This is a genomic window from Yersinia sp. 2545 StPb PI (genome assembly GCF_052217125.1).
GTDB classification, from domain to species: domain Bacteria; phylum Pseudomonadota; class Gammaproteobacteria; order Enterobacterales; family Enterobacteriaceae; genus Yersinia; species Yersinia enterocolitica_E.
In genome coordinates this window covers 3,211,451-3,234,498 of sequence record NZ_JAZGPY010000001.1, presented here as the reverse complement: position 1 = coordinate 3,234,498, position 23,048 = coordinate 3,211,451, and the positions used below count along the sequence as shown (strand labels likewise).

The window sequence follows — 23,048 nt, the reverse complement described above, 5'->3', positions numbered from 1 at the left end:
ATGTATATAGCGATTTCATTAATGCGGAGAACAACATGAAGAATCAATACGGTAACGCCAAGGTTTGGGTAGCGAGTGCAACACTGCTGGCAGCATTTTCCGGCACCACGTTAGCGGCGGACAACATTACAGTGTTTGCTGCGGCTTCATTGACCAATGCATTACAAGATATTGCCGTACAGTATAAAAAAGAGAAGCAGGTTGATGTTGTTGCGTCGTATGCTTCATCTTCAACGTTGGCACGCCAGATTGAGCAGGGCGCACCGGCTGATATGTTTATTTCTGCCGATCAGCAATGGATGGATTATGCTATTGATAAACAGCAAATTGTTGCCAATACTCGCTACACCTTATTAGGTAATGAACTGGTATTAATTGCTCCGCAAGACAGTAAAATAGATAAAGTCGTAATCGATAAAAAAACCGACTGGAAGAAATTATTGGATGGTGGCCGTTTGGCGGTGGGCGATCCTGATCATGTTCCTGCTGGGATTTATGCCAAAGAGTCACTGGAGAATTTAGGTGCCTGGTCAACTTTAGCCCCTGAAATGGCGCGGGCCAATAACGTGCGCAGTGCAATGGCACTGGTCGAACGGGCAGAAGCGCCGCTGGGTATTGTCTATGGTTCAGATGCGATAGCCAGTAACAAAGTTAAGGTTGTGGGGATATTCCCGGAAGCAAGTCATAAGCCGGTTGAATACCCGATGGCAATTGTTAAAGGTCATGAAAACCCGACCGTGAGTGCTTTTTATGATTACCTGAAAAGCCCAGCAGCGGCGGTTATTTTCAAAAATTATGGATTTACCCCACGCTAATGATATTGAGTGAGTATGAGTGGCAGGCAATTATTCTTAGTCTGAAGGTTTCAGCGGTTGCGGTGGCGTGCAGTTTGCCGTTAGGCATTTTAATGGCGTGGATTTTAGTGCGCTGCCGTTTTCCCGGTAAATCGTTGTTAGACAGTATTATTCACTTACCACTGGTGCTGCCACCCGTGGTGATTGGCTATTTATTGTTGATAAGCATGGGGCGGCGCGGTTTTATTGGCGAGTGGCTCTATAGCTGGTTTGGCATTAATTTCAGTTTTAGTTGGCGTGGTGCGGCGTTAGCCTCGGCGGTGGTGGCCTTTCCGCTGATGGTGAGGGCTATCCGGCTGGCGTTGGAAGCAGTTGATACGCGTCTGGAACTGGCGGCCCGCACGCTAGGAGCCAATCCGTGGCGGGTGTTTTTCACCATTACGTTACCGCTCTCTTTACCGGGGGTGATTGCTGGCACCGTGCTTTCTTTTGCCCGTTCACTGGGGGAGTTTGGGGCGACCATCACTTTCGTCTCCAATATTCCCGGTGAAACCCGCACTATTCCACTGGCAATGTACACACTGATTGAAACCCCTGGGGCGGAAGCTGCTGCTGCGCGTTTGTGTGTCATTGCCATTATTCTGTCGTTGGTGGCGTTGCTATTATCCGAATGGCTGGCCCGCTGGGGTAAAAAACGCATGGGGGCACCATGTTAGAGCTGGATTTCAGTCAGCAACTGGGCGATTTGGATTTACGTGTTTCCACCAATCTGCCCGCCCAAGGTATCACCGCTATTTTCGGGTTGTCGGGGGCCGGTAAAACCTCATTAATTAATGTTATTGGTGGCCTGACCCGTCCGCAGCAAGGCAAAGTGGTGTTAAATGGCCGGGTGCTGGTGGATGCCGAGCAGCAAATCTATCTGCCACCGGAAAAACGCAAAGTCGGTTACGTATTTCAGGATGCGCGCTTATTTCCCCATTATCGGGTGCGGGGCAATTTACAATACGGCATGGCCCCGTCAATGCGTGGGCAATTTGACACAATTGTCGGTTTGCTGGGTATCGAGCCACTATTAAGTCGTTTCCCACTGACCCTCTCTGGCGGCGAGAAACAGCGTGTTGCTATTGGGCGCGCATTATTGACCGCCCCCGAGCTGTTGTTGATGGATGAGCCACTGGCCTCTCTGGATTTGCCCCGCAAACGTGAGCTGCTGCCTTATCTGGAGCGGTTGGCGCAAGATGTTAACACCCCTATTTTGTATGTTAGCCACAGCATGGATGAGATCCTGCGGCTGGCAGATCAAGTGGTGGTTATGGATGGTGGCAAAGTGCGCGCGGTCGGCGGGCTGGAGGAAGTGTGGGCCAGTAGTGCATTGCGCCCGTGGCTGCAACGGGAAGAACCGAGCAGCATACTGCGGGTCAGTGTCATTGGTCACCACGACCGCTATGCCATGACCGCGCTGGCGTTAGGTGATCAGCGATTGTGGGTGGGTAAGCTTGATGCGCAAGAGGGTAGCTCAATGCGTATTCGGATTAATGCAGCCGATGTTTCGTTGGTATTACAGCCACCGCAAAGCAGCAGTATCCGTAATATCTTGCCGGTAAAAATTGCCGAATGCCTTGAGGTGGATGGGCAGGTCGATGTCAAACTCGCGGTTGGTGATCAATGGTTGTGGGCGCGGATCACGCCGTGGGCACGGGATGAATTGGCGCTTAAACCCGGTCAGTGGGTGTATGCACAGATAAAAAGTGTCTCGTTTAACCGCAAGAATTGAGGGCGATAACCCCTGGGTTCACCCGACGATAAAACGCCCGTCAGCCGGGCGTTTTTTACTATCAAGCCAGGACATGCTGGCGGATGACGCCAGCAATACCGGGTTGTTCGTTATCGGCAATCACCAGGTCAGCCCGCTGTTTGATAGCATCGGCGCTATTCCCCATCGCCACTCCCAAACCAGCGCTTTCCAGCATGCTCAGGTCATTAAAGTTATCACCAAAGGCAACCACATCTTTCATGCTCAAACCCTGAGATTCAACCCATTGCTGTAGCCGCTTACCTTTGCTGTTACCCGCCTGTGCGATATCAACTTGATCATGCCATGACCATTCGCAAGCCAACCCCATGTCATTCTCAATCTGGGTTGCGAGCGCTCTCAGTTGCTCAATATCCGAGTGTGAAGTGGCGAATTTCCAGATAGAACTGGCAGTGTGAGCAGCATCAAGCAAGCTATCAACGTGGAGTAGCGTTGGGCGCTGAGCGGGTGGTAATGACTCAGCCCAACTGAGTGAGCGAATCACATGCCCGCTGGTTTGCTGATAGAGCATGGCATCGTCCACATACATTAGCCCGTGGATACCGGTTTGCTCCAGCAACTGCAACACCTGAACCGCTTGTTGAGGCTGCAAGGGGTTTGAATCTAATACCTTTTTGGCATGGTAATCATAAATATAGGTACCGTTACAGCAAATTGCAGGTGTATCAAGTTCTAGTGCCTGATAAAACGGGTGAATAGCAACATGATGGCGGCCGGTCACCACTACCACTTTGATGCCTTCAGCACGGGCTTGCGCCAGTGCGGACAAGGATTCTGGCAGAATACGTTTTTTGTGATCCAGTAGCGTTCCGTCTAGATCCAGTGCAATTATGCGATAGGTCATGGCAGCAATAGTCTCGTTAATAAGGGCATTAATAGTATGGTTACATAGTATTACCCGATGGTACACCGGATGGCGGGTTGATTAAACCAAGCCTGGGAGTGGGTAGCATAATCAGCTAAAAATAAGCAGGATAAGTTTTAAACAGCGCGACAGCAGACTGTTGTTATGTCCGCCGAGTCAGGTAAGCTAGGCTAAAGAGTGTTGCCTAATAGGTTCGACTAAGGAGTAGAGATGAAGCAAGTGGTTTACGTGGCAAGCCCAGACAGTCAGCAGATCCATGTTTGGCAATTAGATTCCGCCGGTGCATTAACCTTATTGCAAACGGTGGAGGTGCCGGGGCAAGTGCAGCCGATGACAATCAATCCAAACCAGCGCCAGTTATATGTTGGGGTGCGCCCCGATTTTGCCATTATCAGCTACAACATCAGCGACGATGGCACATTGACCGCCGCTGGCATGGCACCACTGCCAGGCAGCCCAACGCACATTGGCACTGATTTACAAGGCCACTTCCTGTTCTCTGCTTCATATAGCTTTAACTGTGTCAGCATTAGCCCTATTGATGAGCAGGGTGTGGTACAGGCACCTATTCAGCAATTGGATGATTTGCCTGCTCCACATTCGGCGAATATTGATCCGACCAATCAAATATTACTGGTACCTTGCCTGAAAGAAGATAAGGTGCGGTTATTTGATCTGAGCCTTGAGGGTAAACTGACCCCACACGTTCAGGCGGCGATACCGGTTGCTGCCGGTGCGGGCCCACGTCATATGGCCTTCCACCCCAATAAACACGTCGCCTATTGTGTTAACGAGCTGAATAGCTCGGTAGATGTGTATCAAATCAACAAAAACGGCCAAGAATACCAGCTAATACAGACGCTGGATGCGATGCCAACAGACTTTACCGGCACTCGTTGGGCGGCTGATATCCATATTACGCCAAATGGCCGTCATCTCTATATCAGTGACCGTACTGCCAGTCTGCTGGGTATTTTCAGTGTTTCTGAAGATGGGCGTGAGATTACGTTGGTCGGGCACCAACAGACTGAAGCACAGCCACGCGGTTTTAATATCGATAACAGTGGTAATTTCCTGATCTCTTCCGGCCAGAAGTCGGATCATATTGCCGTGTATCGTATTGATCAACACAGCGGTGAGCTAACCCCCCTTAAGCGCTATGCAGTAGGGAAAGGGCCAATGTGGGTCACTATTTTGGCACCAAGAGCTTAAAAAATAATATTGCAGGGCGGGGAAATGTGTCGAAGGGGTCGTAACGGCGTAAGCCGTCGCAGCGCCCATCGGTGCAGTTGCCCCGCCAATTTGCGAACGATATTGTCCACCACTGCTTTAGTGGATATTTACTATCGCAGCTTTCACCGCATCCGTTAACCGCGTCAGTGATTGCGGCGAGATAATATAAGGCGGCATCAGGTAAATCAGTTTACCAAACGGGCGGATCCACACGCCGTGCTCGACAAATTGCCGTTGCAAGCGCGCGACGTTAACCGGCTCTTTCATTTCCACTACCCCAATTGCCCCTAATACCCGCACATCGGCTACTGCTTCATGTTCTGCAAGTGGCATTAACGCGTGTTTCAATTGGTTTTCTATGGCGGCAACCTGCTGTTGCCAGTGATTCTCAGCCAACAGACTCAAGTTTGCCGAGGCGACAGCGCAAGCCAATGGATTAGCCATAAATGTCGGGCCGTGCATAAAGCAACCCGCATCACCGTTACTGATGGTTTCTGCCACCTTACGGGTAGTTAAGGTAGCCGATAAAGTCAGGTAGCCGCCGGTCAACGCCTTACCCAAACACAGAATGTCCGGCACGATTTGCGCATGTTCGCAGGCGAAAAATTTGCCGGTGCGGCCAAAACCGGTAGCAATTTCATCGGCAATCAACAAAATCTGGTGCTGATCGCACAATGCTCTGACCTCACGCAAATAGGCGGGGTGATAGATACGCATTCCACCGGCACCTTGCACTATCGGTTCCAGAATGACTGCGGCTATCTCGCTGGAATGTGTGGCTATCATTGCAGCAAAATCAGTGATGTCTTCCGGGTTCCACGGCTCGTCGAAGCGGCATTGTGGCGCGCGGGCAAACAGATTTTCAGCTAAATACCCCTGATACAAACTGTGCATTGAATTCTGGGGATCACAAACTGACATCGCACCAAAAGTATCACCATGGTAGCCGTGGCGCAGGGTTAAAATCCGTTGCCGCCGTTCACCTTTGGCCTGCCAGTATTGCAATGCCATTTTCAATGCCACTTCAACGGCCACCGAACCCGAATCAGCGAGAAAAACACACTCTAGTGCCGAAGGGGTTAGAGCAACCAACTGTTGGCAGAGTTTCACGGCGGGCGGGTGGGTGATACCTCCAAACATCACATGGGACATTTTATCCAACTGCTGATGTGCCGCGTGGTTCAGTACCGGATGATTATAGCCGTGAATGGCCGCCCACCATGATGACATGCCATCGATCAGACGTCGGCCATCAGCCAGTTGCAGCTCAACGCCATCGGCTGCGACCACCGGATAGCAGGGAAGCGGGTCAGTCATTGAGGTGTAGGGGTGCCAGATATGACGTTGATCAAAAGCCAGGTCAGAAGGTGTCATGAGGATTGTTGTAAACCAATTCATTGCAAGAATGGTTGACAGTATATCGAGTTTATTTACACTGGCGAAACTTTTTTCTCTTCCTTGGAGAAGCCGTAATGGCAAATTATATTCGCTGGACAGTCGGGCAAGCCCAGGCCTTGTTTGAAAAACCACTGCTGGATTTATTGTTTGAAGCGCAGCAGATTCATCGTCAGCATTTTGACTCGCGTCAGGTGCAAGTCAGTACTTTGCTGTCGATTAAGACCGGTGCTTGCCCGGAAGATTGCAAATATTGCCCGCAAAGCTCGCGTTACAAAACTGGCTTGGAAAGTGAGCGCTTAATGCAGGTTGAACAAGTGCTGGCGTCAGCGAAAAAGGCCAAAGCCGCTGGCTCAACCCGTTTCTGTATGGGCGCGGCCTGGAAGAATCCCCATGAGCGTGACATGCCTTATTTGGAGAAAATGGTTGAAGGTGTCAAGGCCATGGGGATGGAAACCTGTATGACGCTTGGCTCGCTGGATAAACAGCAAGCTCACCGGTTGGCAGAGGCTGGGCTGGATTATTACAACCACAATCTTGATACCTCGCCGGAATTCTACGGCAGCATCATTACCACCCGCAGTTATCAGGAACGGCTCGATACCCTCAGTGAAGTTCGTGACGCCGGTATCAAAGTCTGTTCGGGAGGCATTGTCGGGTTAGGCGAAACTGTTCGTGACCGCGCAGGGCTACTGGTACAACTGGCGAATTTGCCCAAACCGCCTGAAAGTGTGCCGATCAATATGCTGGTAAAAGTGAAAGGCACGCCGATGGAAAATAACGACGACGTCGATGCTTTCGAGTTTATCCGCACCATCGCTATCGCACGTATCATGATGCCAACCTCTTACGTGCGTTTATCTGCCGGTCGCGAACAAATGAACGAGCAAACGCAGGCGATGTGCTTTATGGCAGGGGCTAACTCTATTTTCTACGGCTGTAAATTGCTTACCACGGCGAATCCTGAAGAAGATAAAGATCTGCAACTGTTTCGTAAATTGGGGCTGAATCCACAGCAAACCGCCACCGAGGAAGGGGATCGCGAACAGCAGCAAGTATTGACTGAGCAACTCTTGCAGCGTGACTCATTGCCCGGTGAGAGCACACAATTTTATAACGCGGCAATCTGATGAACTGGCAAAGCAAGATAGAGCAGGGGCTGCAACAGCGACGCGACGCCGCGGCCTACCGTAGCCGTCAGGTTAATGAGGGGGCGAGTGGGCGCTGGTTGCAATCAGCAGAACGGCGTTATCTCAACTTCTCCAGCAATGATTATCTGGGGTTAAGTCAGGATCCCGACGTGATTGCGGCGTGGCAGCAGGGGGCGCAACGCTATGGTGTTGGCAGTGGTGGCTCTGGCCATGTTACCGGCTATAGCCGGCCTCATGCCCAACTGGAACACCAATTGGCGGACTGGCTGGGTTATCCGCGTGCATTGTTGTTTATCTCAGGCTACGCGGCAAATCAGGCGGTATTGGCGGCGTTAACTGCCGCCGACGACAGGATACTGGCCGATAAACTCAGCCACGCCTCTTTGCTGGAGGCGGCTGCACACTCTCCGGCTCAATTGCGGCGCTTTGTGCATAATCAGCCCGATGCGCTACAAAACCTACTCGATAAACCCTGTGCGGGCCAAACATTGGTGGTCACCGAAGGCGTTTTTAGTATGGACGGTGATAGCGCTCCACTGGCTGCTTTGCAGCAAAAAACTGTGGCGGCGGGTGGCTGGTTACTGGTGGATGATGCGCACGGAATTGGGGTGTGTGGCGAAGGTGGCCGTGGTAGTTGCTGGCAGCAAGGGGTAAAACCTGAACTGTTAGTGGTCACTTTTGGCAAGGCATTCGGCCTAAGTGGGGCGGCAGTGTTGTGTCAGGAACCGGTTGCCGAGTATCTGCTGCAATATGCCCGCCACCTGATATACAGCACCGCGATGCCGCCAGCACAGGCTTGTGCGCTGCAAGTGGCACTATTACGTATTCAGCAAGGTGACGACTTGCGACAGCAGCTTCAGCAACGTATTGCGCAATTTCGGCGTGGAGCGGCAGACTTACCGTTGCAATTAGGGGCATCTGAAACCGCTATTCAGCCACTGCTGGTGGGTGACAATCAGCAAACACTGACACTGGCGGAGCAACTACGCGCCGAGGGGTTATGGGTAACGGCGATTCGCCCTCCAACAGTCCCGCCGGGGGGCGCCAGATTGCGTATTACCCTGAGTGCTGCGCATCAATATGATGATATCGACAGATTGCTGGAGGTGCTGTATGGCGTTTGTCGCTGATAATCCACGATTACCCTTGGTTGATAAACCGGCGATTGCGGCTGCATTTAGCCGGGCTGCTGGCAGCTACGACTCAGCGGCAAGTTTGCAACGGGAAACGGGGAATACCTTATTGGCGCTGGGTTATCAGCACCCTGGAGCGTCGGTGCTGGATGCCGGGTGCGGTACTGGCTATTTCAGCCGCCGTTGGCGTGAACGAGACAGATATGTTACTGCGCTAGATTTGGCCGCCGGAATGTTGGATCACGCCCGGCGACAGCAGGCTGCGGACAGCTATTTATTGGCTGATATTGAGAATATACCGCTGCCAGATCAAAGCGTTGATATTTGTTTTAGTAATCTGGCGCTACAGTGGTGTGCTGATTTACCGCAGGCGCTAGCTGAGTTATATCGCGTCACGCGAGTTGGCGGCATCATTCTGTTTTCTACCTTGGCAAAGGGGTCTCTTGACGAGCTGGGGCAGGCGTGGCAACAGGTAGATGGCCAGCGCCATGTGAATGATTTTCTCCCCTTTCAGCATATCAGTAACGCTTGTCAGGGGTATCGCCATCACCTGACAACCGAGTTATATCAGCAACAGTTTCCTGATGTAATTGCGCTTATGCGCTCTCTGCAAGGCATTGGTGCTACGCATTTACATCAGGGGCGTCAGTCTGGGTTAAGTGGTCGCCAGCGGCTGGTGGCCCTGCAACGCGCTTATAGCACCCAATCTGGCACCTACCCGCTGAGTTACCATTTAGTTTTTGGGGTTATATATCGTGATTAAACGTTGGTTTATCACTGGCACGGATACCGATGTCGGTAAGACAGTTGCCAGTTGTGCCCTACTGCAAGCCGCAGCCCAGCAGGGCTATCGCACCGCCGGTTATAAACCGGTGGCATCCGGCAGCCAGATGACGCCTGACGGATTGCGCAACAGTGATGCTTTGGCGCTACAAGCAAACAGCAGTACGGCACTTAGTTATTCACAGGTGAATCCGCTCACATTTCTGGAGGCAACCTCGCCCCATATTGCCAGTGCCAGCGAAGGGCGTGAGATTGATTTGTCAGTTTTATCGCAAGGACTACAGCAGCTTGAGCACTCAGCAGAATGGATATTGGTCGAAGGGGCTGGCGGCTGGTTTACCCCACTGTCGCCACAGGCAACTTTTGCCGATTGGGTTTTACGAGAGCAACTGCCAGTAATTATGGTTGTTGGCATCAAATTGGGATGTATCAATCATGCTTTGTTGACCGCTTTGGCTATCCGACAAGCTGGGCTGAAACTGGTAGGGTGGATCGCTAATGAGGTGATACCTGCGGGGGGGCGACAAGTTGAGTATATGGCAACATTGACACAGATGATCAGTGCCCCGCGATTAGGTGTCGTCCCCTATCTGACGGACCTTGACGTGTATCCCATCACCCAGCGGCGTGATCTTGGTGGCTATTTGGATTTAGGACTTTTGGCTGAGGTGCCACTGAGCTGAATTTTTGACGGCGATATGACCCTAAAGGGCTAATAGACATTATTAGCCCTGAGTTTTTTGCGGAGTATGGCCGCTATCATCGGCTTTAGTTTGCATGAGGGAGAAACCACTCTGCGCCATATTAACTGGCCAAATGCGTAATAATCATCTCTTCATCCAATTGAGCCAATGTTCCTTGTGCCACATTTCGGCCATCGGCCATCAAACAGAATCGATCTGCCACATGCTGAATAAAGGGTAAACGGTGTTCAACCAAAAGTACCGTCAAACCCAGGCTACGACTGAGCTGATGTAGGATATTGCCAATATCCTCAGTCAACGGCGGTAAAATACCACTCCCCGGTTCATCAAGAATCAACAGTTCTGGCTCTGTCACCAGTGCTCTGGCAATGGCCAACTGCTGTTGTTGATTACGGGTTAGCTCCCCACCACGTTGGGTGCGTTTGTCATACAGTTGCGGGAATATATCAAAAATCCAGCCCGGAATTTGGCGAGACTTATGGCGGCCCGCCAGCACGGCTATCAGCATATTCTCCTCTACACTCAGTTGAGAGAAGATCTGCTGCCCTTGTGGTACATAGCCAATACCCAGAGCAGTACGCCCCTCAACCGGCTGCTGTAGCAAATTCTGCGGCGGTTCATGATTAGGTTGCCAGGTCATGGTGCCACTCTTAATTGGCAGATGCCCCATGATGCAATTAATTAACGTCGTTTTTCCTACGCCATTACGGCCAATCAGGCAGGTACACTGCCCACGGGGGATCTCGAGATTAATATCCCAAAGGATATGATTCTGTCCATAGTATTGATTCACAGCGGTTAAACTCAGCATCAGTGCTTCTCCTCAGTCGATCTCAGTAGTTCACAGGTGGCCCGGTGTTCTGTAACGGCTAGTGAAGGATTAACCAGCAAATCTGCATACTTGGTAGCGGCAGTACAGCATAAAACACCACACTTCTAACGGGTGGTTGTCGGTGTAAATTGAGGTGAAATGGGCGAATTGCGGCATTAAATGGCATCAACAGGCTATTTTTATCCTTAATCACCCTGCGATAGGATGATTTTTAGTCTATTAATGCGTTGCACCGCTTTAGACCATTTCCCCTTTAATCTCTCCGTTTCACAGATATATAGCAACTCTTGGGCCAAGTTGCTATACAGAGAGTAAAATCTGTTTGTTAACAGGCTGTAAATGGTTTTAACGCGCAGCGTGGGGTAAAAATAGCTCAGCCTGGCGGGGGGCGAGCGTAGAGTGATGGCTAGCTTGCACTTAAGCGGTGCTTTGGTGGAGAAAATGGTGCAGTAGAAAAAGAGAGAGGTCAGAGGTCATTAGATACAGGTGTTAACTAGTGAAAATTATAGAATTAGCAAGCTACATAGTTAGCACTAATTGAAATATGCGGTGAAATAAAAATGTAAAAAAAACACTAAAAAAGCCAGTTAGTCCCCATTTATCCCCCAAGCTTTGCTTTTCGCCAACTCCCAGCCGCTGTGGGGTTGAATGAGTTATCCACCATTCCTGTGGATAACCTTGTGCATTAGCCATAGAAAACTGATGGCAAGCGAGAGCGGGCGCGGCTTGCGCTCCTGTTGTCCGCATTCTCTACTTTTTAATAATTTATTTTACTTTCAATGGGTTATTTAAAATCAAGCGCTGAAAAATCATAACTGGCGATGATGAGTGATCTTTAATCGATTAGTTATCACTAATGTGTTTATGTTAACAGTTGGGGATAAAAACGCTTTTACAGTGCAGCTGTCGTTTAGATGTCACTGTAACGAGGCAAACAATCTCCTGGTGAAAGACATTCCTACATTTTGGTGCTTGAAGCTGGTTTTATATCCAGTATCATAGAGGTGGCAAAATTCTATGGGGCTTTCATAATTAGCCTCCTGATAGTGTGTGTTTCTCCAGTGGGTAGCAAATTCATGAGTAAATTATTCAAACTACATTCTGAGTTTAAGCCAGCAGGCGACCAGCCTGAGGCCATCCGTAAACTGGAAGAAGGGCTAGAGAATGGTCTGGCTCATCAGACACTGTTGGGGGTAACGGGATCGGGTAAAACCTTTACGATAGCCAATGTTATTGCTGATTTGAATCGCCCAACCATGGTGCTGGCACCCAATAAGACATTGGCAGCACAGCTTTATGGTGAGATGAAAGAGTTCTTTCCCGATAACGCGGTAGAGTATTTCGTCTCCTACTATGACTACTACCAGCCTGAAGCCTATGTCCCAAGCTCTGATACGTTTATTGAAAAAGATGCCTCGGTAAATGAGCATATCGAGCAAATGCGGCTATCTGCGACCAAAGCACTGCTGGAAAGGCGTGATGTTATCGTGGTGGCGTCGGTTTCTGCGATTTATGGTCTGGGTGATCCTGATTTATACCTGAAAATGATGCTGCATCTGACTAAGGGTATGATCATCGATCAGCGCTCTATTTTGCGTCGCTTATCCGAGTTGCAGTACAGCCGTAATGATCAGGTATTCCAGCGCGGTACCTTCCGGGTGCGTGGTGAAGTTATCGACATCTTCCCCGCAGAATCTGATGAATGGGCGCTGCGGGTAGAGTTGTTCGATGAAGAGGTCGAACGGTTGTCCATCTTTGATCCATTGACAGGCCAGTTACAGCATGAAGTACCGCGCTTTACGGTCTATCCTAAAACGCACTACGTTACCCCGCGCGAGCGTATTTTGCAGGCCATGGAAGAGATCAAAGTCGAATTGGCCGACCGCCGTCAGGTGCTATTAGCCAATAACAAGTTATTGGAAGAGCAACGTATTAGCCAGCGGACCCAGTTTGACCTTGAAATGATGAATGAGCTGGGCTATTGCTCCGGTATTGAAAACTATTCCCGCTACCTTTCGGGCCGTGGTCCAGGCGAAGCACCACCGACGCTATTTGACTATCTACCGGCTGACGGTCTGTTGGTGGTTGATGAATCCCACGTCACTATTCCGCAAATCGGCGGGATGTACAAAGGTGACCGCTCACGCAAAGAAACATTGGTGGAATATGGTTTCCGGCTGCCATCGGCACTGGATAACCGGCCAATGCGGTTTGAAGAGTTTGAAGCACTGGCACCACAAACTATTTATGTTTCAGCAACTCCAGGTAAATATGAGCTGGAGAAATCCGGTGGCGATATCATCGATCAGGTCGTGCGGCCGACGGGCCTGCTCGACCCATTAATTGAAGTACGGCCGGTAGCCACACAGGTTGATGACTTGCTGTCAGAGATCCGTATTCGTGCAGCGATTAACGAGCGGGTGCTGGTGACCACGCTGACCAAACGTATGGCTGAAGACCTGACCGAGTATCTTGGAGAGCATGGCGCCCGTGTTCGTTACCTGCATTCGGATATTGATACCGTTGAACGGGTAGAGATCATTCGTGATCTGCGTTTGGGTGAGTTTGATGTATTGGTGGGAATCAACTTACTGCGCGAAGGTTTGGATATGCCAGAGGTTTCTCTGGTCGCAATTCTTGATGCTGATAAAGAAGGTTTCCTGCGTTCTGAACGCTCTTTAATCCAGACCATTGGCCGTGCGGCGCGTAACCTTAATGGTAAAGCAATACTGTATGGCGACAGAATTACCGCCTCAATGGAAAAGGCTATTGGTGAAACGGAACGGCGCCGTGTCAAACAGCAAGCTTACAACGAAGAACGTGGCATCATTCCGCAAGGGTTGAACAAGAAGATTGGCGATATTCTGCAATTGGGCCAACCCTCTTCCCGTGGTAAAGGGAAAGGGCGGGGCGGCAAAGTGGCCGATCCCAATAATTATCACGCCTTGCCACCAAAAGCGCTTGATCAGAAAATCCGTGAGTTGGAGTCTAAAATGTACACCCACGCGCAAAATCTGGAGTTTGAGCAGGCAGCAGAACTGCGTGATCAAGTCCATCAGTTGCGCCAGCAATTTATCGCGATATCTTGATGCTCATCAGCCCTGCATTATGTGAGCGGTAAGCAATGGTGCGACAAATCGGGAATTTATGCTTGTCGCATCAACCTATCCTGATTAAGGTGTGCGACTAATAAAATCATCACCTAGATAGACTCAAATAACCTGGCGTTGCAGGTTGGTGGCAAACCCACAATTCAGCAGCCCCAAGTCGGAGAGTAAAAGTGCGAGATAAATAATGAGTGATCACTTGTCGAAAGATCCATTACACGGTATTACCCTTGAACAACTGCTGACCAAACTGGTTGAGCATTATGGCTGGGAGGAGTTGGCATACCGTATCAATATCAACTGTTTCATCAGCGATCCCAGCATTAAATCCAGCCTGAAGTTTTTACGCCGTACACCATGGGCTAGAACTAAAGTGGAGGCGCTGTATATCCATATGAATGACAGCGCAAGGTTGCAAGCTCAAACTCAAGCTAAGCCTCTTAGCTAGTTTGCCCCACCGAGCTGTTGCAGGGTGTTTTCCAGTGCCTGGCGCAGTAGCTCACGGTCATGGCGGTAAGGGATATCTTTTGCTTCCAGTGGCTGCTGGATAATAATCCTGTCTGTTACACCACTGATATCAATTTGTGGACTGACAATTGCCGCATCAATAATTTTGCGGCCAATCTTGCTTTCCATTATCGCCAGTTTTTCTTGCAACGATAGCGCGGCCGCCGCCACACTGAGTTCACGCCCCAGATTACCGATATAAATCATACTGGCAGAGCTGCGTCGTAAGGCCTGAGTTAAGTCATCTAGCAGTAACAAGGGCATCAGACTGGTTAAGAAACTACCTGGCCCAATCAAAATAACATCGGCCTGGCTAATTGCTTCCACGGCTTCCCGCGTGGCGTGAACGTGCGGTGACAACAACATCTCTTGTGGCATTTTTGCCAGTTGGTCGATATTCACCTCACCATAAACGGGGTGCCCTTCATGATCGATGGCCAGCAGATCGACCGGCTGCTCAGACATTGGGATGAGCCATGCCTCAACCTTCAGCAAGCTACGTACCAGATTGATTGCCTCGATAGGTCTGATGCTGAGATGGTCTAACGCTTTGAGCATTAAATTGCCCAGATTATGGCCCGAGAGTTCGCCATTACCGCTAAAACGGTATTCAAACATTGCCGAAGCCACACTCGGCTCAGTGATCAACTGATTAAGGCAATTGCGGGTATCACCCCAGGCAATCCCTCCTTCTGAACGGCGAATGCGGCCAGTCGAGCCGCCATTATCGGTGGTGGTAACAATACCTGTCAGGCGTGAACCCAGTGGCGAAAGGGCTGACATCACGCGCCCCAGGCCATGGCCTCCCCCTAAAGCAACCACTCGATCGAGATCCGCTAATGTGCGATTTCGCATATTTTTCCTGTCTAAATATTGTTGCCTGGCTCTAATAGCGTAGCTAAGGGTGAAATTGCTGCATAAGTTAACGGATTTGCCGCGAAAACGCGATAAAAGCCATTGTTTTAGTGATTTTAAACAAAGTATTAGCAACGGATTACAATAGACTGAATAACAGTGAGTTTTGTTAGATAAGTCGTTGTATATAAAAATATATAACGAAAAACAGCCATTGGCTATCCTGCCGTTTTAGCGTTAGAATCTCTAGGAAAAGTAGGGTTTTTAGCGACTCATCTGCCACTAAGCGCTTTACTTTTTAAACCATGGTTCGGTGGGCAGTAGGTAAACTGTCACTGAACATAAACTCCTAGCCTTGGCGTCTACGTTGTCTCGTTCGCGAACAATATGATGCTCTGGCCGTGGCTTTAAGCCACCAGGGTGCGAGGTAGAAATGCCTGCATCTCCCGTATTTGGAAAGGTGTTATGGTACAACTCACTGACGCATTTGCGCGCAAGTTCTATTATTTGCGCCTATCAATCACCGATGTGTGCAATTTCCGTTGCACCTATTGCTTGCCGGATGGCTATCGCCCCGACGGATTAAAAAGCTTTCTGAGTCTGGACGAGATAAGCCGCGTCAGCCGCGCCTTTGCTCTGTTGGGAACAGAAAAAATTCGTCTGACGGGCGGCGAACCTTCTATGCGGCGCGACTTCACCGATATCATCGCGACTATCAAACAAAATCCGGCGATCCGCACACTGGCAGTCACCACCAATGGCTACCGTTTAGCCCGTGACGCCGCCCAATGGCGGGAGGCTGGATTGACAGCCATTAACGTCAGTGTCGATAGCCTTGACCCGCGACAATTTCATGCCATAACCGGGCAGGATAAATTTCATCAGGTCATGCAAGGCATTGATGCTGCCTTCGATGCTGGTTTTGAGAAAGTCAAAATCAATGCCGTACTGATGCGTGATGTCAATGATCGCAATCTGAATGCCTTCCTCAGTTGGATAAAATCGCGACCGATTCAACTGCGGTTTATCGAATTAATGGAAACCGGCGAGGGGGGGAAGCTGTTTCGTCAGCATCATGTCTCCGGTGGTGTCATCCGCCAGCAATTACTCCAACAAGGTTGGCAACAGCAAGCGCGGGCGCGCAGTGATGGCCCGGCGCAGGTGTTTTATCATCCGGATTATCTGGGAGAGGTCGGGCTGATTATGCCGTATGAGAAAGACTTCTGCGCCAGTTGTAACCGCTTGCGTGTTTCAGCGCTGGGAAATCTGCATTTATGCTTATTTGGCGAGCAAGGTATTACGCTACGTGACTTACTGGGCAGCGATGACCAGCAAGATGAGTTAATGGCACGCATCCAGAGTGCATTGCAAACCAAGAAACAGACTCATTTTCTGCATCAGGGCAACAGCGGTATTACCCAGAATTTATCGTTTATTGGCGGTTGATAGCGGGCAACGTTAAGAACAGAAGAGAATATATGACCCAACTAACTCACATTAACGCCGCAGGCGAAGCCCATATGGTGGATGTTTCCACTAAAGCAGAAACTGTGCGCGAAGCACGGGCAGAGGCTTTTGTTGAAATGCAGGCCGCGACGTTGGCGATGATTATCGAGGGCAGCCACCACAAAGGTGATGTCTTTGCCACTGCGCGTATTGCCGGGATTCAGGCGGCTAAAAAAACCTGGGAATTGATCCCACTGTGCCACCCACTGTTGCTGACCAAAGTTGAAGTTCAACTGGAAGCACAACCAGAACACAACCGTGTGCGTATCGAAACTTGCTGTCGCTTGACCGGTAAAACCGGCGTGGAAATGGAAGCGCTGACGGCAGCTTCCGTTGCCGCCCTGACAATTTACGATATGTGCAAAGCGGTACAAAAAGACATGATAATTGGCCCGGTGCGCCTGTTAGCAAAAAGTGGCGGGAAATCCGGTGATTTTAAGGTGAACCCATGATTCAGATTCTCTTTTTTGCTCAGGTGCGTGAACTGGTCGGAACCGACAGCCTGCAATTGGCGGCGGAATTTCCCACTGTCGAGGCACTGCGCCAATCCCTGTGCCAACGGGGCGAACGCTGGCAATTAGCCCTTGAAGAAGGCAAATTACTGACTGCAGTGAATCAATCACTGGTCAATGTTCACCATCCGCTGGTGGCGGGTGATGAAGTGGCGTTCTTCCCGCCGGTGACCGGAGGTTGATAATGGAGCATACCCGTATTCGTGTGGGCACTGAGACCTTCAGTGTGGGTGATGAGTATCACTGGTTGTCACAGTGTGATGAAGATGGCGCGGTGGTGACCTTTACCGGCAAAGTCCGTAATCACAACTTGGGTGATAGCGTCAGTGCACTGACGCTGGAACATTACCCAGGCATGACAGAAAAGGCGTTAGCTGAGATTATTGATGACGCCCGCAGCCGTTGGCCTTTACAGCGTGTTAGCGTTATTCATCGGGTAGGGCCACTGTTCCCCGGCGATGAAATCGTCTTTGTCGGGGTGACCAGTACCCATCGCAGTATGGCGTTTGATGCGGCTGAATTTATAATGGATTACCTGAAAACAAAGGCACCATTTTGGAAACGGGAAGCCACAACGGATGGCGAACGTTGGGTTGAATCACGCGACAGTGATCATCAGGCGGCCAGGCGTTGGTAAATTGAGCGTAAACCAGTGTAAAGATCACTGCTAAATGTCTATTTTTACTCCCTTGTTGACTGTACTTCTGTGGTACCCTTAAAAAGTCGGTGGGCTGTCAATTTAGATGGCCTGTATCATTATTTATATGCATAAGGTAACTACCATGGATCGCTATCCACGCTCTAATGGTTCGATTGTCGAACGTGCCAACACAGGCATTCAGGCATACATGGCGCAGGTATACGGCTGGATGACCTGTGGTCTGTTATTAACGGCGGTTGTCGCTTGGTACGCAGCGAATACCCCTGCGATACTCAACTTTATATTTTCCAGTCAGATCACTTTTTTCGGGCTGATTATTGTTCAGTTAGGTCTGGTATTTGTTATTTCTGGCATGGTTAACCGCCTGAGTGGCTCGATGGCTACCTCGCTGTTTATGCTCTATTCCGCATTAACCGGCTTGACGATATCCAGCATTTTCATCATGTACACCAGCTCTTCTATCGCCAGCACATTCTTGATTGCTGCCGGTATGTTTGGTGCCATGAGTTTCTACGGCTATACCACCAAGCGTGATTTGAGTGGTATGGGCAGCATGCTGTTTATGGGCCTGATCGGTATCGTGTTGGCATCGATTGTTAACATCTGGCTGAAAAGCACGGCGCTAATGTGGGCAGTGACCTACATCGGGGTGTTAGTGTTTGTTGGTTTGACTGCTTATGATACCCAGAAGTTGAAAAACATGGGCTCACAGTTGGATGCCAATGATAAAGATAACTTCCGCAAGTATTCCATCGTGGGTGCTTTGACGCTGTATCTTGATTTCATTAACTTGTTCTTGATGTTACTGCGGATTTTCGGCAACCGCCGTTAAGCTGGCTGATTCAGGGCTGCGACGCGGCAAACTTGCTCGCCGTACGCTGCTCGAAATGCTCATTGACCGATGTCAACTGCACTTTCTGCGCTGCGGGCGTCGGTCAATTTTTTGGTCTCGCCACTGAATCAAACTCAGCTTAAGCTGGCTGATTCAAAGTTGCGATGTGGCAAACTTGCTCGTTGTATAAGTTGATCAAAATTTTAAAGGACACCCCTGTGGTGTCCTTTTTGCTTTTTGGTGAATGCAGGTAAGTCTTGCTACCGTTTAATGTCGCTATGCGATTTTCCGCCTAAACATCCCATAGGCGGCACTCCCCGTGGTGGCGGTTATCACGAGTAACGGCCACAAACTGTGCCAGATAATATCGAAACTGGCATCCTTGAGGTAAATCTGTTTGGTGATATCTGTAAAGTGGCGGATAGGGTTGATCCACGTAATATTTTGCAGCCAGATAGGCATATTCTCGACCGGCGAGACATAACCGGACAGCAAGATAGCGGGCATCATAAAAACAAACACGCCAATAAAAGCCTGCTGCTGAGTGGAACATAACGAGGAAATCAGCAAACCGAAGCCAACGAGCGACAAGCCGTAGAGCAGCATGGTGCCATAAAACAGTGCCAACGAACCAGCAAACGGAATTTGGTAAAAAAAGATACCGATAAACAAGACGATACTTGCCTGGAAAGTCGCGACAATCAGTGCCGGGACAGCTTTACCAATAAAAATCTGCCAGGTGGTTAGCGGTGAAACTAACAACTGCTCGAGTGTCCCTTGCTCCCGCTCACGAGCCACCGACAGTGATGTCACAATAAGCACCCCGATAGTCGTAATCATCGCAATCAATGATGGCACCACGAACCATTTGTAGTTCAGATTCGGGTTATACCAATTGCGGATGACCAACTCGCTGTTGTTGGGCTTTATCTGGCCTTGGGTTAATTCTAATTGATAATTTTGTACGATTTGCTGAATGTAATTGGCGGCAATTTGCGCGCTGTTGGAGTTACGCCCATCCAGCAATAATTGCAACTGAGTGGTTTTGCCATTAGCCAGGTCAGCACTGAATTGCTCTGGGAAACGAATCAAAAGCAGTGCTCGCTGGTTATCAATCACTGGCTGAATTTCTTGCGGGCTGTGGAGCAGTAAGACATGAGAAAAAGCCTCTGCTTTGGCAAAGCGTTGGGTCAGCTCTACAGATGCTTTCCCGCTGTCTTCGCTATAAATAGCAATGGTGGCATTGGTCACTTCCAATGTAGCGGCGAATGGGAACAAAATGACTTGTAATATGACCGGCATAATTAATATTGCACGTGTCTGTGGTTCCCGCAGCAGTGACTGCAACTCTTTGATAATCAATGTGTAGAGGCGGTGAAACATATCTTGCTTCCTTCCTTTAATCTAATCGGCGCCTAATCTAATCGACGATTAGTTTTCCATGCCGTCAGGCCGATAAATACGGCTGCTGAGGCGACCAGGAACAACAGGTTAATCACCAGCACGGTGCCGATATTCCCCGCCAGAAACAGGGTTTGCAGACTGCTGACAAAATAACGGGCCGGAATGATATAGGTTACGGCGCGCACGATAGCGGGCATGCTGTCAATTTCGAAAATGAAGCCAGACAGCATCACAGCCGGCAGGAATGCGGCATTCAAGGCCACCATTGCGGCGTTAAATTGATTGCGGGTAATGGTCGAAATTAGCAATCCCATACCCAGAGTGCTGGCCAAAAATAGGCTGGTCATAACAAATAGTATCCACAATGAGCCACGGAAAGGCACATCAAGGATAAATACCGACACCGCCATGCAGAGTGTCATGGCTATCATGCCCAGGACGTAATAGGGGATCAGTTTCGACAACAGCAACTCGCTGCGCGTGACCTGGGTCGACAGCAGCGCTTCCATGGTTCCGCGCTCCCATTCACGGGCGATCACCAGCGAGGTTAGAATCGCGCCGATAACCGTCATAATAATGGTAATGGCTCCGGGAATAATAAAATGTCGGCTGATGGCGGCAGGGTTAAACCAATAACGGACCTGAATCTCAATCAGAGGATCGTTTTTTTGCCCTAGGTTTTGCGCCTGTTGTTGTTGCCAGATTTGCCACACCCCTTGTGCGTAACCTTGCACAAAGTTGGCGGTATTGGGTTCACTGCCATCAGTAATCACCTGAATGGGGGCTTTACTTTCGGGGCGCGCAAGCTGCTGCGCAAAATCATTGGGGATCACAATTAGCCCACGAATTTTTCCGGCTTGCATCGCCTGAATTAGAGCCTGGCGATTATCACTGATTTGCGGTGAAATATAAGGTGAACTGGCGAAGGCGTTAGCCAGATCCTGAGCCGGTTTGCTCTGTTGCTCCATTAAAATGCCGACGTGCAGTTTGCTGGAGTCCAGATTGATGCCATAGCCAAAGATAAACAGCAGCAACAGCGGGATGACGAATGCGATCAATCCACTGCTCGGGTCACGCAGTATTTGCCGGGTCTCTTTACGGCATAAAGCCCGTAGGCGACGCCAGGAAAACCCCGTGTCCTGATAAGTTTCGCTCTCATTTACCGACGATTGATCCACTGGCAATAGATGTGGCTCGGTCATGACTGTTGCTCCTTATCATTTTGCTGATCATAGCGCTGCACCAGCCCAATAAAGGCCTCTTCCATGGAGGGATTAAGATTATTATCACTGGCAACCTGTTGTTTTAACTCATCCGGTGTGCCGGATGCGATAATTTTGCCACGGTAAACCAGCCCGATACGATCACAGTATTCCGCTTCATCCATAAAGTGGGTGGTAACCATGACGGTGACACCTTTATCAACCATCCCATTGATATGCAACCAAAACTCACGGCGGGTGAGGGGGTCGACACCGGACGTTGGTTCATCCAGGAACAGAATGTCTGGTTCATGCATTAACGCGCAGGCCAATGCCAAACGCTGTTTAAACCCCAGAGGCAGTGAGTCCGGAGTTTGTTTGAGGATTGGGGTAAAGTTAAAGGCTGAGGTCATGTCAGCTATTTTATCGCGTTGTGTTTTGCCTTGCAGACCATAAACGCCGGAGAAAAACTTCAGGTTTTGTTCAACGGTCAGATTGCCATACAACGAGAATTTCTGCGCCATATAGCCCAAATGTTGTCGTGCTTTACCTGAACTGGTTTTCAGATCCATTCCCAGTACCAATGCTTTGCCTGAGCTGGGGACTAACAAACCGCACATCATTTTAAAGGTAGTGGATTTACCCGCCCCATTCGGACCGAGTAGACCAAATATCTCACCGCGTTTGACCTGAAAATTTACATGATCGGTAGCAGCAAAATCGCCAAATTTTTTGGTTAACTCTTGGGCTTCAATCACGGTCTCCTGATGGCTACCTGCGACTTTGGGCATGATCTTCGCCAACGCGGACTCACTGGCGGGGCCGCCCCCCAACAGGTCGATAAAGGCATCCTCAAAGCGCGGTTCTGCTTCAGTTATCTCGGCATTCGGTTGATTGAGTAGTGGCAATAGTTGGCTGTGATCCACGTCGGGTTTGAGGATTAACCGCACATACTTCCCCTGAATAACCCCATCACTCACTTGGGGCAATGCCAGCGCATGTTGTAACAGTTTACGGTTGGTCCCGGTTTGCGCTGCCAGCAAAATTGTGCGCCCACTCATCCGTTGTGTCAGGCTTTGAGGTGCACCGCTGTACAGCAACTTCCCTTCATTTAGCAACAACACTTCGCGGCATTGCTCTGCTTCATCCAGATATGATGTGCTCCACAGGATAAGCATGCCATCGCTCGCTAACTCATGCACCATGCGCCATAGCTCGCGGCGTGAAATCGGGTCAACGCCGACACCCGGCTCATCGAGCAACAGTACTTTGGGCTGACCGACCAGAGTACAGGCCAAGCCCAGTTTTTGCTTCATCCCGCCGGATAGTTTTCCCGCCAGCCGGTCAGTAAAGCGGGTTAAATCGGTAAACGTCAGCAGGCGCTCAAATGTTTGGCGGCGAAGCTCACCGGTAACCCCGCGTAGATCGGCATACAGCGTCAGGTTCTCCATCACCGTGAGATCTTCATATAAACCAAACTTTTGTGGCATATATCCGAGAATAGAATGTAACTGGCGATCGTTTTCTAACGGGTCCAGCCCGACCACCGTCATCTTGCCTTGACTGGGTTTGAGTAATCCGGCGAGCATACGGAGTAGGGTGGTTTTACCGGCCCCGTCCGGCCCAACCAAACCAGTGACTGCACCACTGCGGATCTCTGTCGTCAGGCTGGCGACGGCGGGGTTATCCAGTCCGGGGAAGCGTTTTTCAACACCCTCCAAAGTAATAAGATGCTGGATTCCATTCATAGCTCATGCCG

The 23,048-nt window shown here is 50.0% G+C and carries 22 protein-coding genes and 1 riboswitch; of the genes, 15 read left to right on the top strand and 7 right to left on the bottom strand.

Going from position 1 to position 23,048, the window contains the following annotated elements; all coding sequences use genetic code 11:
- Positions 1 to 35 precede the first annotated feature (35 nt).
- Genes modA through modC form a run of 3 tightly spaced genes read left to right on the top strand, consistent with a single transcriptional unit; the run spans position 36 to position 2,568 of the window.
- On the top strand, positions 36 to 815 hold the full coding sequence (gene modA / locus V1955_RS15095; protein WP_083159546.1) for a molybdate ABC transporter substrate-binding protein: 780 nt from the start codon (positions 36 to 38) through the stop codon (positions 813 to 815).
- The gene (modB, locus tag V1955_RS15090) at positions 815 to 1,510 is read left to right on the top strand and encodes a molybdate ABC transporter permease subunit (protein ID WP_032907071.1); all 696 of its coding nucleotides are present in this window, start codon (positions 815 to 817) and stop codon (positions 1,508 to 1,510) included. Before modA ends, modB begins: the two co-directional genes overlap by 1 nt.
- The gene (gene modC / locus V1955_RS15085) at positions 1,504 to 2,568 is read left to right on the top strand and encodes a molybdenum ABC transporter ATP-binding protein ModC (protein ID WP_083159544.1); all 1,065 of its coding nucleotides are present in this window, start codon (positions 1,504 to 1,506) and stop codon (positions 2,566 to 2,568) included. The genes modB and modC overlap by 7 nt, the downstream gene beginning before the upstream one ends.
- A 61-nt stretch (positions 2,569 to 2,629) precedes the next feature.
- On the opposite strand, the gene V1955_RS15080 is transcribed toward modC, so the two are convergent.
- Positions 2,630 to 3,451, bottom strand: coding sequence for a pyridoxal phosphatase (locus tag V1955_RS15080; RefSeq protein WP_083159542.1), 822 nt, complete (start codon positions 3,449 to 3,451; stop codon positions 2,630 to 2,632).
- A 231-nt stretch (positions 3,452 to 3,682) separates the two neighbouring features.
- On the opposite strand from V1955_RS15080, the gene pgl reads away from it, so the two are divergent.
- Complete coding sequence (pgl, locus tag V1955_RS15075) at positions 3,683 to 4,684, top strand: 6-phosphogluconolactonase (RefSeq protein WP_442821106.1); 1,002 nt, start codon at positions 3,683 to 3,685, stop codon at positions 4,682 to 4,684.
- A 117-nt stretch (positions 4,685 to 4,801) separates the two neighbouring features.
- Here the strand turns inward: pgl and bioA are convergent, their stop codons facing one another.
- Positions 4,802 to 6,079, bottom strand: a complete 1,278-nt coding sequence (gene bioA / locus V1955_RS15070; RefSeq protein WP_442821105.1) for an adenosylmethionine--8-amino-7-oxononanoate transaminase — start codon at positions 6,077 to 6,079, stop codon at positions 4,802 to 4,804.
- Positions 6,080 to 6,177: 98 nt separating this feature from the next.
- Here bioA and bioB point away from each other — a divergent pair, with 98 nt between their 5' ends.
- The 4 genes from bioB to bioD are packed head-to-tail and all read left to right on the top strand — an operon-like array spanning position 6,178 to position 9,850.
- Complete coding sequence (gene bioB, locus V1955_RS15065; protein ID WP_442821104.1) at positions 6,178 to 7,230, top strand: biotin synthase BioB; 1,053 nt, start codon at positions 6,178 to 6,180, stop codon at positions 7,228 to 7,230.
- The gene (gene bioF / locus V1955_RS15060; protein WP_372568876.1) at positions 7,230 to 8,381 is read left to right on the top strand and encodes an 8-amino-7-oxononanoate synthase; all 1,152 of its coding nucleotides are present in this window, start codon (positions 7,230 to 7,232) and stop codon (positions 8,379 to 8,381) included. Before bioB ends, bioF begins: the two co-directional genes overlap by 1 nt.
- Entirely contained in the window at positions 8,365 to 9,147 is a 783-nt protein-coding gene (gene bioC / locus V1955_RS15055; protein WP_372568877.1) for a malonyl-ACP O-methyltransferase BioC, read from the top strand. Before bioF ends, bioC begins: the two co-directional genes overlap by 17 nt.
- A complete protein-coding gene (bioD, locus tag V1955_RS15050; RefSeq protein ID WP_102970446.1) occupies positions 9,140 to 9,850 on the top strand; it encodes a dethiobiotin synthase in 711 nt (236 codons plus the stop codon). The genes bioC and bioD overlap by 8 nt, the downstream gene beginning before the upstream one ends.
- Before the next feature lie 121 nt (positions 9,851 to 9,971).
- Here the strand turns inward: bioD and V1955_RS15045 are convergent, their stop codons facing one another.
- Complete coding sequence (locus V1955_RS15045; RefSeq protein ID WP_083159528.1) at positions 9,972 to 10,682, bottom strand: ABC transporter ATP-binding protein; 711 nt, start codon at positions 10,680 to 10,682, stop codon at positions 9,972 to 9,974.
- A gap of 1,097 nt (positions 10,683 to 11,779) precedes the next feature.
- Between V1955_RS15045 and uvrB the strand changes: the two genes are divergently transcribed.
- Both uvrB and V1955_RS15035 read left to right on the top strand, forming a co-directional pair.
- On the top strand, positions 11,780 to 13,792 hold the full coding sequence (uvrB, locus tag V1955_RS15040; protein ID WP_050087533.1) for an excinuclease ABC subunit UvrB: 2,013 nt from the start codon (positions 11,780 to 11,782) through the stop codon (positions 13,790 to 13,792).
- Between the two features lie 205 nt (positions 13,793 to 13,997).
- Positions 13,998 to 14,258 (top strand): VF530 family DNA-binding protein, encoded by a 261-nt coding sequence (locus tag V1955_RS15035; protein WP_083159526.1) that lies wholly within the window; start codon positions 13,998 to 14,000, stop codon positions 14,256 to 14,258.
- Here the strand turns inward: V1955_RS15035 and V1955_RS15030 are convergent.
- Entirely contained in the window at positions 14,255 to 15,172 is a 918-nt protein-coding gene (locus V1955_RS15030; protein WP_083159524.1) for a gluconeogenesis factor YvcK family protein, read from the bottom strand. The two genes, V1955_RS15035 and V1955_RS15030, sit on opposite strands and share 4 nt — an antisense overlap.
- Before the next feature lie 334 nt (positions 15,173 to 15,506).
- A riboswitch (molybdenum cofactor riboswitch) is annotated at positions 15,507 to 15,651 on the top strand.
- Here V1955_RS15030 and moaA point away from each other — a divergent pair.
- The 5 genes from moaA (at position 15,638) to V1955_RS15005 (ending at position 18,683) form a co-directional block, all read left to right on the top strand.
- Entirely contained in the window at positions 15,638 to 16,618 is a 981-nt protein-coding gene (gene moaA / locus V1955_RS15025) for a GTP 3',8-cyclase MoaA (RefSeq protein ID WP_102970445.1), read from the top strand. Its footprint overlaps the riboswitch before it by 14 nt.
- A 32-nt stretch (positions 16,619 to 16,650) precedes the next feature.
- Positions 16,651 to 17,130: a cyclic pyranopterin monophosphate synthase MoaC gene (gene moaC / locus V1955_RS15020; protein WP_372558386.1), complete on the top strand. Its 480-nt coding sequence runs from the start codon at positions 16,651 to 16,653 to the stop codon at positions 17,128 to 17,130.
- The gene (moaD, locus tag V1955_RS15015; protein ID WP_032907188.1) at positions 17,127 to 17,372 is read left to right on the top strand and encodes a molybdopterin synthase sulfur carrier subunit; all 246 of its coding nucleotides are present in this window, start codon (positions 17,127 to 17,129) and stop codon (positions 17,370 to 17,372) included. Before moaC ends, moaD begins: the two co-directional genes overlap by 4 nt.
- 2 nt (positions 17,373 to 17,374) lie before the next feature.
- The gene (gene moaE / locus V1955_RS15010; protein WP_193784695.1) at positions 17,375 to 17,827 is read left to right on the top strand and encodes a molybdopterin synthase catalytic subunit MoaE; all 453 of its coding nucleotides are present in this window, start codon (positions 17,375 to 17,377) and stop codon (positions 17,825 to 17,827) included.
- A 145-nt stretch (positions 17,828 to 17,972) separates the two neighbouring features.
- Entirely contained in the window at positions 17,973 to 18,683 is a 711-nt protein-coding gene (locus tag V1955_RS15005; protein ID WP_083159520.1) for a Bax inhibitor-1/YccA family protein, read from the top strand.
- Positions 18,684 to 18,959: 276 nt separating this feature from the next.
- Here the strand turns inward: V1955_RS15005 and V1955_RS15000 are convergent, their stop codons facing one another.
- From V1955_RS15000 to V1955_RS14990, 3 genes are read right to left on the bottom strand one after another with little or no spacing between them, the layout of a single operon-like run.
- Positions 18,960 to 20,066, bottom strand: coding sequence for an ABC transporter permease (locus V1955_RS15000; RefSeq protein WP_083159518.1), 1,107 nt, complete (start codon positions 20,064 to 20,066; stop codon positions 18,960 to 18,962).
- 32 nt (positions 20,067 to 20,098) lie between these two features.
- Positions 20,099 to 21,289, bottom strand: coding sequence for an ABC transporter permease (locus V1955_RS14995; protein WP_442821103.1), 1,191 nt, complete (start codon positions 21,287 to 21,289; stop codon positions 20,099 to 20,101).
- Positions 21,286 to 23,037 carry an ATP-binding cassette domain-containing protein gene (locus V1955_RS14990; protein ID WP_442821102.1) on the bottom strand — a complete coding sequence of 584 codons (1,752 nt, stop codon included), beginning with the start codon at positions 23,035 to 23,037 and terminating at the stop codon, positions 21,286 to 21,288. The genes V1955_RS14995 and V1955_RS14990 overlap by 4 nt, the downstream gene beginning before the upstream one ends.
- Between the last annotated feature and the right edge of the window lie 11 nt (positions 23,038 to 23,048).

What these genes read in the sequence shown, in the direction of transcription:
- modA (WP_083159546.1), top strand. Translation starts at nt 36, where the DNA reads ATGAAGAATCAATACGGTAACGCCAAGGTTTGGGTAGCGAGTGCAACA.
- V1955_RS15000 (WP_083159518.1), bottom strand. Translation starts at nt 20,066, where the DNA reads ATGTTTCACCGCCTCTACACATTGATTATCAAAGAGTTGCAGTCACTG.
- bioB (WP_442821104.1), top strand. Translation starts at nt 6,178, where the DNA reads ATGGCAAATTATATTCGCTGGACAGTCGGGCAAGCCCAGGCCTTGTTT.
- modC (WP_083159544.1), top strand. Translation starts at nt 1,504, where the DNA reads ATGTTAGAGCTGGATTTCAGTCAGCAACTGGGCGATTTGGATTTACGT.
- V1955_RS15035 (WP_083159526.1), top strand. Translation starts at nt 13,998, where the DNA reads ATGAGTGATCACTTGTCGAAAGATCCATTACACGGTATTACCCTTGAA.
- V1955_RS14995 (WP_442821103.1), bottom strand. Translation starts at nt 21,289, where the DNA reads ATGACCGAGCCACATCTATTGCCAGTGGATCAATCGTCGGTAAATGAG.
- V1955_RS15080 (WP_083159542.1), bottom strand. Translation starts at nt 3,451, where the DNA reads ATGACCTATCGCATAATTGCACTGGATCTAGACGGAACGCTACTGGAT.
- V1955_RS15030 (WP_083159524.1), bottom strand. Translation starts at nt 15,172, where the DNA reads ATGCGAAATCGCACATTAGCGGATCTCGATCGAGTGGTTGCTTTAGGG.
- V1955_RS14990 (WP_442821102.1), bottom strand. Translation starts at nt 23,037, where the DNA reads ATGAATGGAATCCAGCATCTTATTACTTTGGAGGGTGTTGAAAAACGC.
- bioA (WP_442821105.1), bottom strand. Translation starts at nt 6,079, where the DNA reads ATGACACCTTCTGACCTGGCTTTTGATCAACGTCATATCTGGCACCCC.
- moaE (WP_193784695.1), top strand. Translation starts at nt 17,375, where the DNA reads ATGGAGCATACCCGTATTCGTGTGGGCACTGAGACCTTCAGTGTGGGT.
- uvrB (WP_050087533.1), top strand. Translation starts at nt 11,780, where the DNA reads ATGAGTAAATTATTCAAACTACATTCTGAGTTTAAGCCAGCAGGCGAC.
- bioC (WP_372568877.1), top strand. Translation starts at nt 8,365, where the DNA reads ATGGCGTTTGTCGCTGATAATCCACGATTACCCTTGGTTGATAAACCG.
- modB (WP_032907071.1), top strand. Translation starts at nt 815, where the DNA reads ATGATATTGAGTGAGTATGAGTGGCAGGCAATTATTCTTAGTCTGAAG.
- bioF (WP_372568876.1), top strand. Translation starts at nt 7,230, where the DNA reads ATGAACTGGCAAAGCAAGATAGAGCAGGGGCTGCAACAGCGACGCGAC.
- moaC (WP_372558386.1), top strand. Translation starts at nt 16,651, where the DNA reads ATGACCCAACTAACTCACATTAACGCCGCAGGCGAAGCCCATATGGTG.
- pgl (WP_442821106.1), top strand. Translation starts at nt 3,683, where the DNA reads ATGAAGCAAGTGGTTTACGTGGCAAGCCCAGACAGTCAGCAGATCCAT.
- moaD (WP_032907188.1), top strand. Translation starts at nt 17,127, where the DNA reads ATGATTCAGATTCTCTTTTTTGCTCAGGTGCGTGAACTGGTCGGAACC.
- V1955_RS15045 (WP_083159528.1), bottom strand. Translation starts at nt 10,682, where the DNA reads ATGCTGAGTTTAACCGCTGTGAATCAATACTATGGACAGAATCATATC.
- moaA (WP_102970445.1), top strand. Translation starts at nt 15,638, where the DNA reads ATGGTACAACTCACTGACGCATTTGCGCGCAAGTTCTATTATTTGCGC.
- V1955_RS15005 (WP_083159520.1), top strand. Translation starts at nt 17,973, where the DNA reads ATGGATCGCTATCCACGCTCTAATGGTTCGATTGTCGAACGTGCCAAC.